This is a genomic window from Thermogemmatispora aurantia, from assembly GCF_008974285.1.
GTDB lineage: Bacteria > Chloroflexota > Ktedonobacteria > Ktedonobacterales > Ktedonobacteraceae > Thermogemmatispora > Thermogemmatispora aurantia.
This window is the reverse complement of the sequence record NZ_BKZV01000003.1, coordinates 608,490-620,265: the sequence shown is the minus strand read 5'-3', so window position 1 is coordinate 620,265 and position 11,776 is coordinate 608,490. Positions and strand designations below refer to the sequence as shown.

The following is an 11,776-nucleotide window of genomic DNA, read 5'->3' as shown; positions in this document are numbered from 1 at the left end:
TACTGGTACGCCAGGGGAAGGGCCGGGAGAGGCAGACAAACGATGAAACGTATTATTGTAGTAGATGATGATAAGGAAACGCGAGAAATTATCACCTTTGTGCTAAGCCGCAATGGTTTTGAGGTGATCACGGCGGCGGACGGCAGACAGCTGGCTGCGCTCCTGGAGGTGGAGAGGCCGGACCTGATTATTCTGGATGTCATGATGCCGGGGCTAGACGGCTATCAGATTTTTAACCGCTTGCGTCATGATCCGGTCCTGCATCAGATACCGGTAATCATTATGACGGCTCATGCTGAGCACATTTATGAGCGGATTAGTGTTGATCTGGGGGCGGCGGATCATATTACGAAGCCATTCCATCCCTTGGAGCTGGTGGAGAAGGTCAAAGGTCTCTTCCGAATGCTGTCGTGTGAAGCCAGCTGGGATGAGGTAAAGTGAGGCAGGCTAGCTGGTTGGGAAGGGTGCGCTGGGCGAGCGCGGTATTGACTGAGGGTGGATGGCGCTGGGCCAAGGCAGGCAAGCCAGCTGTGATCTTGCGGGATGGCGGAGAAGTTGGTATCATTATCAACAGGGGCGTTTTTGGCAAGTTCCTCCTAAGGAAGCAGAGCAGCCATGCCAAACAGATATGAGCGCGAGATTGAGGAGATCCTCCGGAACCTGGAACAGAGTGAGTCGCAGGACTCGCGGTGGTCGCGGTTCTCCGGTCGCTCCCGTGCAGGTCGTCGGTGGCGTTTCTCGCTGCCGCGTCTGCGTTTTCCTGCGGTTGCCTGGACACTGGATGCCTCTCAGTGGTTTTTGCTCCTCAGCATCATTGCAGCCCTGATCGCGGGTGGTTTTGCTTATGCCCTGCAAGGCCCTGGGGTCTTTACCGGGCTGATGGCGATTGTGAGCCTGGTCTGCCTGGTGGCCGTCTTGCTTGTCCAGCTCTGGCGGCGCCCGCGTTACTCTTCGGCAGCTTATGGGAGGGGCAGAGTAACCCCTTTGCGTCCCCAGCGGCTGTCGCGCCTGACAACTCGTTGGCAGCTTTTCCTGTTAAAGCTGCGCTATCGCCGCAAGCGTGATTTGTAGACTCAGGGCAGGATTGAAGACAGGCTGCTGGTAGTCTTTTGCCGGCTGAGGTGCTGCCGAAGAGGGGGTAATGGGTGGGTTCCTACTTGACAGCGAGATGAGGCCGTGCTATAGTTGCAGATGCACAGTTGTAAGCGAACGCTCACCTGTAGCGGGCTGGGCAAAGAGCGCGAGCAGTGTAGGCGAGTAAGCCAGTCAGCTGACGGGGTGTGGCGCAGTGGGTAGCGCGCATGGTTTGGGACCATGAGGTCCGCGGTTCAAATCCGCGCACCCCGATTTGTGGTAGCGCCGTGGCTGGTCCCTCTTTGCCCGCAATGTTCGTTTTGTGATGGCAATTGGCGGGAGTAACTCAGGTGGTAGAGTACCTGCCTTCCAAGCAGGCTGTCGCGGGTTCGAGTCCCGTCTCCCGCTCCCTCCTCCCAAGCCACGTGGCCGGCTCCCCACTACAGGGGAGCCGCCCTTTGTCCTCAAGACAGCTTAAGTGACAGCTATTTGTTCTGCTCTCCCCTCAACAGCTCTTCCATTTTCCGCAGAGCCTCTCCTTGCATCTCTGGCAACACATGCCCATAGATGCCCAGGGTGACCGTCACCTGGCTGTGACCGAGGAGTTCCTGGACGACTTTGATATTGACTCCCATCGCGAGCTGGATGGTGGCCGTGCTATGCCTCAGATCGTGAAAGTGAATCCGCGGCAAGCTGACCTGGTCCAGGAGCTGGTAATATTTGCGGCGCACGAAGCTATCGGTCAGGAAATTGCCGTGCTGCGTGCAAGGGCAGCCCCTCGAGCACGTTGGCGCGCACAAAGAGGCAGGTGGGCGGCACCGGCTGGGGTAGGGACGCGAGCGAGAGGTCGACGCCAACGATGAGGGCGTGCGGGAAGATCGCCTGCATGTCGAAGGCCCAGATGCCGATGCCGGTGCCCACGTCCAGCAGGGGGCCTCCATGTGCTGACGCCGACGCGGCTCGCTGCGATCCCTCTCTGGGGCCAGCTCCCCGCATGGCGGGAGCAGGAACGCGCTCCTGCTCCCCGGACGGTGCTCTCCCACGCTCAGGAAGCATCTCGCCGTGCTTGTGCGACCCGTTGCCTCTCCCAGCACTGGCGCAGCGAGCGCGTCCAGGCGCGCATCTCTTCCTGCCCTCGCTCCAGGGAGCTGGCGCGCAATGTCTCCCCGGTGGCGGATCAGCGGCAGAGACGGGCCTGATCCGATACAGCCCCGGATGATGCCGCTGCACCAGCAGCCGCGTGGCGGGACAACGGCAGGGCTGCTGGGCAGAGAACGCGTCCAGCCGCTCCATCAGCCGCGCTCGCAGCGTTTCCTCCTGGTTCCACTGCGCCTGGGCCAGCTGGAGCTCGGCCAGCGCACGATAGGAGCGATCGAGCGCGGCAGGGTCGCCGCGCTGGTGCGCCTGCTCCTGGAGCTGGCAGACCTGCTGCCACTGCTGCAGGAAGCGTCGCTGCAGCGCGTGCTCTGCCACCATGACCCAGGGATAGGCCGTGCTGTGATCGAGGTGTCCTTCGCACGACTGCACGGTTGGAAAGCCCAGGAGGATGAGCAGCACGACCGTCTCAACGATGCCGGGGTCGATGGGCGTCCCGGGGGCATCCGTCAGCTGAGCGAGCGCGTCACAGGCTTGCTGCCAGCTCGCACTGGTCCAGTCCAGCGTGAGAGGACCTGGCATCTCAGCTCTCCACCTCGCCAGAGCCACCACCCATCGTGCAGGTGTCCCCTTCCTTCAACAAACCGGTGCCCAGACACCGGAAGCACGTGACGGGACGGCGTTGTCCCCAGTCAGCGATGAGCTCGACCTGGCCCGTCCCCTCCCTGGCACCGGTCACAGGGAACAGCAGCGGTGAAGCTGGTCCCCTGGCAGTTCGGGCAGCTGATCCGCTTTCCCATGCCGTCTCCTTTCTGGGGAAGAGGGCTGCGCGCCTGGGTGTGTGCTGCGCGTGCCCCTTCTCCCTTCACAGGTTGCCAGCGTGCAAGGGGCTGCTCTCGAGGAAGGATCCTCCAGCTTCGGCAGAGGGTGCAAGCTGGAGAGAGGAGCCCTGTCTCCCTCACCATTGCCTGGCCGCAGGCATCGCTGAGGCGGCCTCGTCTCCGTTTGTTTGCCGACTGTTCTTCCAAGCGGCAGAGGCTGGAAAAGTCACAGATCAGCCGTCTGCCCGGCCTTCATGAGTCAGACCCGGGTCGGTGTAAACACAGGCAACTCATGCCCAGGCAACCAATGAGAAGTAGAGTGAGAAAGGAGGAACTTGAGCGATTGCAGGGAGACAACAGCATGCAGGCAACTCGTTCCCCACGTAACACGGTGTTACGCCGCCAGGTAACAGCACACATCGAGGTTCTGTTCCGAGGGAGAGTGCAAGACCGGTGACCGCTGCGGCTGGCCGAACCTCTCGGCAAACCGCAGCAGCACGTCATTGATGTGATCATTGGAGAGTCGAGGTGCTTCGTTTGTTGTTGCTTCAGTCATCTGGTGGCCCTTTCGCTTGCGGTGGTGCTCAGACCAGCTATCCTGGCCTGAGCACTTCCTCACACCACTGCCGGTATCGAGTGAACAGAATTACATTGGATAGATAACAGTGTTATCTATCCAACACTGTCGTGTATACTACACAGGAGGAATAGTACGCTGCTTCTGAACTGCAAGCAATTAGCAAACAGGCCGGATCGTTGTTTAGGCAACACAGGAAGGCAACTGTTGCTTTTCAGAGGGCTATGATAAGGACATTACCAGGGTAGGTAAGGAGAGCACATGGCCACACTGGCGAATGGGAACGATCCTCGGGTCAAACTGACCCGTCAGTTGTTGCTGCAAGCGTTCATCTCATTGCTTGAAGAACGACAAAACATTCTCTCTATCTCAGTACAAGACTCGCATAACGAGCAGAAATCAATAGATAAACTTTTTATGCTCACTTTGAAGACAAATATGCCTTCTTAGAGGTCTGGATGTGCGAGAAGCTTCACCACGCGTTGGAGAGCCAGCTTCCCGCCATATCCACCCTGCAGATGAGCACCTTGCGCCTGCTTCTTCTCGCTGTGTTCGATTTTCTGGCCCTCTGGCAGTATCACCTCAAGCCAGCCGATAGGCAGTTTGTGCCGTTCTTCGAAGTCGCTTTGCAGCAAGAACTCCAGGAGGTCCTTCTGCACTGGCTGAACCAGGCCCCATCGTCGGTGCCCATCTGCCAGGAAACAGGAGAAATCACAGCGCAGGTCATCAGTTGGGCCATCTTCGGTCCCGCAGTGCAGTGGAGCCGGGGAGACCAGACCATCACGAAAGACACGATGGCTCGGCACGTTTTGGACGTTGTGATTGCTGGCTTGTCACCTGTTGTCACTGTTACTTGACCGATGCTCTAGAAGTCCTGCTTCGATCTTAAATTTATGCTCTGCCCCTGCTACCATACCTTTCTCCCGTATCCACTGCAGGATGTCTTTTCGGCTCGTTTGGCTTGCATGGCATCGCAGAGCTGCAGCCTTCTGCTCGACCACGGTGCCAATATCCACCCAATGGTTCGGGCGATCGGTCGCAAAGTAATAGATCTGGCGCCCCGCATGAGGAGTGAAGCCGTCCTGGAGCTGCTCTGGGTAATACCAGAGGCCCCGTGCACATGCAATTGCATCCACCGTGCAGATCCCGACTGCTCGGTGATCAGGGTGGACCTCATCCTTTTTCCAGGGATCGAAGGTGAAGACAACATCAGGTCGGAGCTGGTGGATCACCAGCGCGATTTCCCGCCGCAACTGCAGGCAGGGTTCCACTTCCCCATCGGAATACCCTTCCAGAAAGGTCACCGACTGCACGCCGAGCACGGAAGCTGCTTCACGTTGCTCCTGCTCCCGAATCCTTGCCAGGTGCTCGGGAGGTAAGTGTGGATCATCACTGCCTTTATCTCCTCGCGTCACCAGGAGATAATGGACCTCCTTTCCTTCACGAGCCAGTAATGCAATGGTGCCCCACACAGGTGCTCAGCGTTATCTGGATGAGCTTGCACCACGTGCACCAAGAGAATGCGCTGCCCGCCAGGCGGAAGCAGAACAGGAGAAGTGGATTCAGGCATAGAGACGCTCATCTCCTTTCCCGGGCACATCGCTGCTGAGAGACAGTTGCTGCTGACTTTGAGACAATACCTTCTATTGTTGAATTATACTCTTTTGCATTATTAATCTCTTCTGTTTTCTTGAAGTTCTCATCGACAGGGAGGAAAGGGAGGGGGATGTCGGCGTCGAGTCGAGGCATGAGAGATCCCTGAAATGGAACGCTTCCGCCAAGGGCAGGCCTGCCACAGCCCCGGCCTTCTCTGCCCAGCGCTGAAGAGAGCCACGGGGCTGCCAGGATGAGATGATGTCAGGTCAGAGTATCTCCCTGAAGGTGGGATCGCGCAACGAGGTGGCAAGGAGATGTGGATGGCCGCGGCGACGCCGTTGCAGGGAGAGAAGCAAGGCAATCTGCTTCTGGCTGTCCTTCCCCCACTGCAACAGGCGCCGGGTGGCCGGCCCAGCGGGCTGGATACCATCGCTGCGTTCGAGCCATTCGATCCAGCCGCTGTGGGATGGAAGCCGTGGGCGGGAGCTGGCCGTTCTGAAGGGTCATCCTGGCTGGGTGCGGGAAGTCGCCTGGTCGCCAGATGGAAGGCGCCTGGCGACTGCCAGCGAGGATCGCCTGGTCCGCCTCTGGTGGGGAAAAGTGGGCCAGCGTTCGTAGCGTTATCCTCAGCCGCCAAGATCCCTCTCAGTGAGGAGGACACGATCTCCTGACCCTTGATGCCGACGCCAGCGAGAGAGCCAGGAGAGAAGAGGCAGCTTGTGCTCAGGAACGCAACGAAGCTTCAGCTCCAGGAGCCGACTCTCTAGCACGCCGATAAAGGCTGGCTCCCAGGGGTAGATGTGCTCCCCGGCATCCCAGGCATATCCTTCAGGGGTCACTCCACCAGCTACGAACCTAAAGTGGGGAGTGAAGCATCTTATAAGCTGCTCTCCATAGCCCTGATCGTAAATAATAAGTTCGACCTGCTTCTGTCGAGGATGAAGAGTGACACGTGCGATCAGTCGACGGGCGTGGGCACCATGCTCCCCTGCTGCAGTGCTTTGTGGACCCACGATGGAGACAGTGAGCGTGCTCATCATGACATGGCTCCTTTCGACACCTCTGCTGATCAGAAGCCAGACCGGTGACGGACGCGGGAACGTCCTCATGTACCAATCTGCAGCCAGCTTACCGTGTCCTTACATCGCTGTCTATGACCGCGTTCACACAACACGATAGCTCTAGCAGCATTGAGCAAAGGGTGGGCTGATCCGGCCTGCCGTCTTCCCGGCTCACCCGGCAGGGCGAGGATCAGCTTGCTCTGGCAGCTGCCTGCCCTGCCCTCCTGCACGACGTAAGGCTGGAGGCAGCAGCCGCAGTTGCAGCCAGCAGACTCGTCCAGGCTCGTTGATAGCTTAAGCGCTTTGGGAACCTCCCAGGGGTCTTTACTGATCCTGACCAGACAGCCGCTTGAGGAAGTCAATGGCTACCTGGGGCTGGGGCGTGCCACATCGAGGGCAATACCGGCCTCCCGCCGGGATATTGAGCCAGTAGCCACTCACCATGCTCTGTGTGGCCATTACGGCTCGATAGAGATCTTCGCCAGTCACGTGTTGTCCGCCAGGATTCGTACTCAGTCCGGCAAGGACGATGACATGAGCATTCGCTGCTCGCGCCTGCTCAGCAGCCTGGCGCACAAAATTGACGTAGGTACTCGTGTGCAGCTCTGAACCCTGGGCCTGGATCTCATAGATATCTGCATAGCGTGCTGCTGCCCCCGCAATTCCCAGGCGCAGGAAATTCTGGTAGCTATTCCCGCCAGCGGGGTTGATGACGTGGGCCAGATCCGTTGCGGGGGTAGCGATAAAGATCAGGTGATGCTCGTGTACCAGCTCAGCCGCGAGTTGATCGTAGCGTCCCGGCTGACGCTGCTCTTGCGCGGGGGTAAAACTCCAGGCCTCATTATCGTACACCACCGCTTTCACCGAAGCCGGAATCGTGTGCGACGCGAAAGCCTTCTGCATAGCAGCGTAGCTGGCAAACGTGACGGTTGGAATACTGTGCCACTGCGTAGGAAAGTTGGGGGCGCCGGCACCAAGCAGGTACGTATGAGCATTATCGAAATAGGTTTTGGCCAGGGTGTCTGAAGGATCAACCTGTTCGAGGCGTTGCACAGCGGAGTACGCGATCATCCACGTATAGGTACGCGCAGGAGCTGGGGATGGGGATGGGGATGGGGAGCCGGTCAACTGGCTTCCACTCCCGGCTGGTGCACAGGCCGCCAGCAGAAGCACAGCCAGGACGATTGTGACTATCCAACGGCAGAAGCGTTGCACATCTAGCAGTGGCATATCGCTTTGGTCCCTCTCGTGTGAAAGCTGCGTCCGGCTGGCTGCTGTCTATCGTAGCACCTCTTCCTCAAGAAGCATTCAGCAATTCCTCAGTATATCCTCAACGCCACCGGGATCTCCCTGCGGCAATCTTGACCCCTGGTGTCAGGCATACCCGGCTCCATGATCGCCAGCGATCTAGAACTTACGAATCAGGAGTACGAGCTATGACCTCGCTGGAATACTATACGACGCTGACGAGCACCCGGAGACATTGCTATTTCGTGGCCTGCTGGACCTGGTTCAGCGCCCGGTTGATCGTCGGAGCAATGGGATCGAGACGAAGGGCCTCATTGAGGTCGGCGAGGGCATGGGAGAGGTCACCCTGCTGCATGAAATGGGGAGCATGACAGCAGCACGCCCCTTCTCGCTCATCTGTCGGACGCCTGGCTGACGGTGGAACTATTCCGCCTCCTCATCCTGGCTGACGAGCTCGTTCCACTCCCTGGCAACCTTCCTTTCCCTGGAGCAAGGAAGCCCGGCGATGGCAGCAGGTACAAACGGATTTGTCTCAGCAAGGAGAAGTCACGTGCGACCACCTCTTGTGGCGCAGCCTTGCTGGAATATGTGCACGCCCCAGGCCTGGCGCTGATCGCTGTTACCGATCATGATCGGTCGGACACCATCCCTCTGCTGCAACGGCAGGCGGCAGCACAGCAGGTGGCCGTGTTGCCTGCCGTAGAGATCAGTGCCACCTGGCACGGGCAAATGGCGGCTGTCCTGGTCTGCGGAATTGATCCACAGTTCCCGGCCTTTCAGCTGGTCGAGCGCGTGCGCCAGGGAGAGCGGGAGAGTGCGCCAACGCCGAGGAGATGTATGAGGCATTGCTCCACCGCGGCTCTCACTTCCCCAAGCGCGAAATGCAGCTGAAGGCGATGGGCAAGCAGCTCCGGGGGGCAGGGGACCACGCCGCCCTGCTACTGGCACATGGCTGTGCCTCGGAGTGGGTGGCAGTGCTGACCCGGATTCGGGAGGTGGACGATCGGGAGGAGATCAAAGCCGGTCTGGCAGACACAGTGGATACGGCGCATCGCAGAGGGGCTGGTCCTGATCACGCACCCTGGTTGCGACCAGAACCAACTAGAGAAGTTCACTTTCTACACTCCAGAGCCGTTGGAGCAGCTGCGGGCAGAGATCCCCCTGGACGGACTGGAGGTCTGGTATCCGACGCATGGGCCCGAGCTGGAGGCGGTCTATGAGGCCTATGCTCAGCGTCAAGGGCTGCTGATGAGTGCGGGGCCGGATTCACATGGGCCGCCAGGGGGCCTGCCGATCGGCTACCCGGCGGCGCGCTGGAATTGCAGCCCACATGGTAGGGCATTGCCCATCAGCGTCAGCCACTCCTCTCCCGTCAGGACCCGGACACTTCCAGCCTGGGTCGCCGTGACTCGATCTTCCCCTTAGATCTATGACCAGCTGTCCCCCAGGAACGAGTTGCTCATGCCACCGGCCAGGCAGCCAGGAAGCGCTGGCGGTGGCGATGATACGCTGCCAGCCGCGTGGAGAAGGCCCTGCGCTGTTGCAATTGTAGGCTGGACCCGCAGCTGCGCGCGCAGCTCTGTGCAGAGAGGCTGAGTCTGAACACCTTGGGCATGGCCCAGTTGGGGGCCGGCCGGCTGACGCTGCAGGAACGACTCGCTCCCTTGACCCAGCCTCCCAAAAGTGGATTGAGTGAGCGTTTCCCAGTATAGAAGGCAATGCCCACCTGGCCGGACGCTCAATACTTCAACGGCGGACGCTTTTCTACCTGACCCTGGTCATGGCCTCTTTGCTCCTCAGCGTGGTTGTTTTTCTCCGGCCTGCGGCAGCAAGCGCTTGTGGGCTGTCCTGGCTCAGCTAGTGGTTTTCCTGGGCGTAGTCCTCCAATCTCATAGCCTTCAGCTTCCCGCTGCCTGAAGCGGCGAGATGCGCCTTCATCCAGGTGCTCAACGGTTGCTGGGTCGGTTTCGTCGGGTTCATTACCGCCCTGATCGAAAGCATTTTCGTACCCAGACGGTGAGCCGGCTTTGATCCTGCCTGGTGGTCCAGGTTCACGCCCATGTGATGGGCAAAGAGGCAGACGAGTGGCATCGCCAAGCCCGCACCTGTGCAGCCACCGGGCACGGCTCAACCTGTGTTGTCGAGGTTGATATGCTGAGGGTGTCCTGCCGCGTACCTGGCTGCTTGGCTCAGCAAGCTACCCGTTTGCCCTGGCCGGTAGCCCTGGCGTCCGAGCGGCCTGAAAGTGTGGGCTCCCTCACCCGTGTCCGGGGCACTTTCTTGCTACTTAGCTCCTTACCTGGAACGGGCTTCTCGACTGCGAGCGAGGCCGGGGCCTGCCGTTTTCTCTGGAGCCGCCGAACAAGAGCAGTGTGCCTGGGCTCGGCTCGCCTGTGGCACATGTCAGCCAGATCACCGCTAGCGTCTGGACTCCTTCCTGGCAGTTTCTTCTCCTCTCGGCTGCCGAAGGGGTCCATGCAGGGCAATACGGCGCGGCGCACCGGCGCTATGCAAAGGCCATTATTGGAGGGCCCGGCCTACTCACATCAGAGAGTCTATCATCGCCCTGGGATATGTGGAGGCAATCACTCTGCGTGCGATGGATCAGGCAAACGCACCTAGGAGAGGGAGGCTCCGCTGGTGGTTCCCCACGGCATCTGTGAGCGCATTAGCACGCTCGCGTCGCTTATTTTCTGTAGGGAGCCTATCGAGAAATCGCTTTGCGGTGCAGCAGCGGGGACCGACCAGAGAGGCTGATCATTCTGGTCGATGGAGCCTCCCCTACCTCACTCTGAGGCACAGCCAGAGAAATGAGAAAGCCACTCTCCAGCTCCTGGCAGGAGGAATTACTCATGCAAGCACCCGGAGCGCTGCTGACCATATACCATTTTAAGACTGGCGGTCCACAGAAGGTGGATCATGCAGAGGCAGCCCCTGCTGAGATCGATCATCGTTTCTCCAGTCGTTGAAGGAGACCAGTCTACTTATTTTGAGCCAGGAGACCGGCTGGTAGCATGCGTGCATTGAGTGTCACGATCCGAGTGAGTCGGAAGCCCTTCTCCTCCGGCTGGAATGCGAAAATAGAAAAGCTGGCCTCATCAAGGCGAAAGAGACGGGACTCCCTCACATCCAGACCGAGAGCCGACGCCAGCAGCCAGCCATGTGGTCCCCCATGACTAACTATGGCAAGGCGCTGGTGAGGATGAGTCAGAATATGCGCTACAGTTGCATGTACGCGCTCAGCCGCCTGAGCCAGCGTTTCCTCTCCGGCAAGTTCGAGTCCCTCACTACGGTGCTCTAAGGCGAACAGGGTCCCAGTCCCATAGCGATTCGCAATCTGCTCCCGTGTCAGGCCGACCAGCGCATGGAAGGTACGCTCTTCCAATCCCGCAAGCACTTCTGGAACCAGGCCGGTTGTCTCGCTGATATACCGAGCTGTTTGCCTCGCGCGCAGGGAACGGGAGCAGAAGAGGGCAAGCAGACCCTCATATGAGAGAAATCAGGTGCATAGGGAAGGATCATCCTCTCCTGCCTAAGTTGGATGTTGTTTACTTCGGACTCTTATTCGAGAAGCAGCGGAAGCCGGGGTGCGTGTCTCTGTGATTTCGAATGGGCGGTTACTGGCGAAGAAAGCAGGCGCTTTGGCAGACGCTGGCTGCAGCGAAGTTGTCCTCAGTTTAGATGCGCTGGGGGACCACCATAATCGCATCCGCAACACCCCGAGGCTCTTCGAACACTGTCTCGAAGGCATGGCCGCCATCCAGGAAGCTGGCCTCTCCTATGGTATCAATACTGTGCTTCAAGCAGAGAGCATCGATGATCTTCCACTGCTGGCCAACTTGCTCTTCACACGGCCTCAGCCACCCCGCTGGTGGCACCTCATTCCTGTACGAGGGAACAGAGCACTTCTGCCAGATGAGGGGCAGATCGATCGAATGAAACAACTGCTACCAGCCTTGCACGAGCAAGGGGCTGCCAGGGGGGTGCTGCTCGTCGCCGACGCTGATATGTTTTCAGAAAAAGGCTCAGTCTGTTGTTCAGTACCGCAGTTTACTGCCTACGTACGAGCAGATACTGGCAATGTCTACGGCTGTAATATGCTGGTCTATGCTCAAAATCCGCTGAGTAATATCTTAGCGACTTCAGCATCGGAGGCATGGGAAAGTCAGGCTTTTCAGCAGCTACGTCTGCATTGCCTGGAAGGGAACAATAGCGTCTGCTCTCGTTGTGATGCCGGTTCTCGTGCAATGAATCATGTGTTGCGGAGCCTTGCTATCCACTCCCCGCCTTCAGAATGAGGCTCG

Annotated in this window: 13 protein-coding genes, 2 tRNA genes and 1 pseudogene; 10 read left to right on the top strand and 6 right to left on the bottom strand. The window is 59.0% G+C overall.

Annotation, left to right across the window (positions count from 1 at the left end; translation table 11 throughout):
* Positions 1 to 42: 42 nt before the first annotated feature.
* From KTAU_RS12220 to KTAU_RS12205, 4 genes are all read left to right on the top strand, one after another.
* Positions 43 to 441, top strand: coding sequence for a response regulator transcription factor (locus KTAU_RS12220; protein WP_151728633.1), 399 nt, complete (start codon positions 43 to 45; stop codon positions 439 to 441).
* Between the two features lie 174 nt (positions 442 to 615).
* Positions 616 to 1,071, top strand: a complete 456-nt coding sequence (locus tag KTAU_RS12215; protein ID WP_151728632.1) for a hypothetical protein — start codon at positions 616 to 618, stop codon at positions 1,069 to 1,071.
* 203 nt (positions 1,072 to 1,274) lie between these two features.
* A tRNA-Pro gene (locus KTAU_RS12210) sits at positions 1,275 to 1,347 on the top strand.
* A gap of 62 nt (positions 1,348 to 1,409) precedes the next feature.
* Positions 1,410 to 1,482, top strand: a tRNA-Gly gene (locus KTAU_RS12205).
* 77 nt (positions 1,483 to 1,559) lie between these two features.
* Here KTAU_RS12205 and KTAU_RS21575 read toward each other — a convergent pair.
* Positions 1,560 to 1,805: a tyrosine-type recombinase/integrase gene (locus KTAU_RS21575; RefSeq protein WP_170293249.1), complete on the bottom strand. Its 246-nt coding sequence runs from the start codon at positions 1,803 to 1,805 to the stop codon at positions 1,560 to 1,562.
* A 4-nt stretch (positions 1,806 to 1,809) separates the two neighbouring features.
* The gene (locus KTAU_RS21570) at positions 1,810 to 2,751 is read right to left on the bottom strand and encodes a class I SAM-dependent methyltransferase (RefSeq protein ID WP_170293248.1); all 942 of its coding nucleotides are present in this window, start codon (positions 2,749 to 2,751) and stop codon (positions 1,810 to 1,812) included.
* 1,077 nt (positions 2,752 to 3,828) lie between these two features.
* Between KTAU_RS21570 and KTAU_RS12190 the strand changes: the two genes are divergently transcribed.
* Positions 3,829 to 4,017 (top strand): hypothetical protein, encoded by a 189-nt coding sequence (locus KTAU_RS12190; protein ID WP_151728629.1) that lies wholly within the window; start codon positions 3,829 to 3,831, stop codon positions 4,015 to 4,017.
* A 32-nt stretch (positions 4,018 to 4,049) separates the two neighbouring features.
* Positions 4,050 to 4,424: a hypothetical protein gene (locus tag KTAU_RS12185; RefSeq protein ID WP_151728628.1), complete on the top strand. Its 375-nt coding sequence runs from the start codon at positions 4,050 to 4,052 to the stop codon at positions 4,422 to 4,424.
* On the opposite strand, the gene KTAU_RS12180 is transcribed toward KTAU_RS12185, so the two are convergent.
* Positions 4,401 to 5,039 carry a PIG-L deacetylase family protein gene (locus KTAU_RS12180; RefSeq protein ID WP_151728627.1) on the bottom strand — a complete coding sequence of 213 codons (639 nt, stop codon included), beginning with the start codon at positions 5,037 to 5,039 and terminating at the stop codon, positions 4,401 to 4,403. The two genes, KTAU_RS12185 and KTAU_RS12180, sit on opposite strands and share 24 nt — an antisense overlap.
* A 379-nt stretch (positions 5,040 to 5,418) precedes the next feature.
* Between KTAU_RS12180 and KTAU_RS22380 the strand changes: the two genes are divergently transcribed.
* Positions 5,419 to 5,781, top strand: coding sequence for a WD40 repeat domain-containing protein (locus tag KTAU_RS22380; protein WP_151728626.1), 363 nt, complete (start codon positions 5,419 to 5,421; stop codon positions 5,779 to 5,781).
* 8 nt (positions 5,782 to 5,789) lie between these two features.
* Here KTAU_RS22380 and KTAU_RS12170 read toward each other — a convergent pair whose 3' ends face one another.
* Positions 5,790 to 6,203 (bottom strand): hypothetical protein, encoded by a 414-nt coding sequence (locus KTAU_RS12170; RefSeq protein WP_151728625.1) that lies wholly within the window; start codon positions 6,201 to 6,203, stop codon positions 5,790 to 5,792.
* A 345-nt stretch (positions 6,204 to 6,548) separates the two neighbouring features.
* Positions 6,549 to 7,454, bottom strand: a complete 906-nt coding sequence (locus KTAU_RS12165; protein ID WP_151728624.1) for a hypothetical protein — start codon at positions 7,452 to 7,454, stop codon at positions 6,549 to 6,551.
* Positions 7,455 to 7,707: 253 nt separating this feature from the next.
* Between KTAU_RS12165 and KTAU_RS12160 the strand changes: the two genes are divergently transcribed.
* The gene (locus KTAU_RS12160) at positions 7,708 to 7,887 is read left to right on the top strand and encodes a hypothetical protein (RefSeq protein WP_151728623.1); all 180 of its coding nucleotides are present in this window, start codon (positions 7,708 to 7,710) and stop codon (positions 7,885 to 7,887) included.
* A 2,565-nt stretch (positions 7,888 to 10,452) separates the two neighbouring features.
* Here the strand turns inward: KTAU_RS12160 and KTAU_RS12155 are convergent.
* A complete protein-coding gene (locus KTAU_RS12155) occupies positions 10,453 to 10,953 on the bottom strand; it encodes a histidine phosphatase family protein (protein ID WP_151728622.1) in 501 nt (166 codons plus the stop codon).
* Positions 10,954 to 11,035: 82 nt separating this feature from the next.
* On the opposite strand from KTAU_RS12155, the pseudogene KTAU_RS22375 reads away from it, so the two are divergent.
* Both KTAU_RS22375 and KTAU_RS21940 read left to right on the top strand, forming a co-directional pair.
* A pseudogene (locus tag KTAU_RS22375) lies at positions 11,036 to 11,302 on the top strand (radical SAM protein); the annotation flags it as partial.
* Positions 11,303 to 11,407: 105 nt separating this feature from the next.
* Positions 11,408 to 11,770, top strand: coding sequence for an SPASM domain-containing protein (locus KTAU_RS21940; RefSeq protein WP_228026426.1), 363 nt, complete (start codon positions 11,408 to 11,410; stop codon positions 11,768 to 11,770).
* The last annotated feature ends 6 nt before the right edge of the window (positions 11,771 to 11,776 follow it).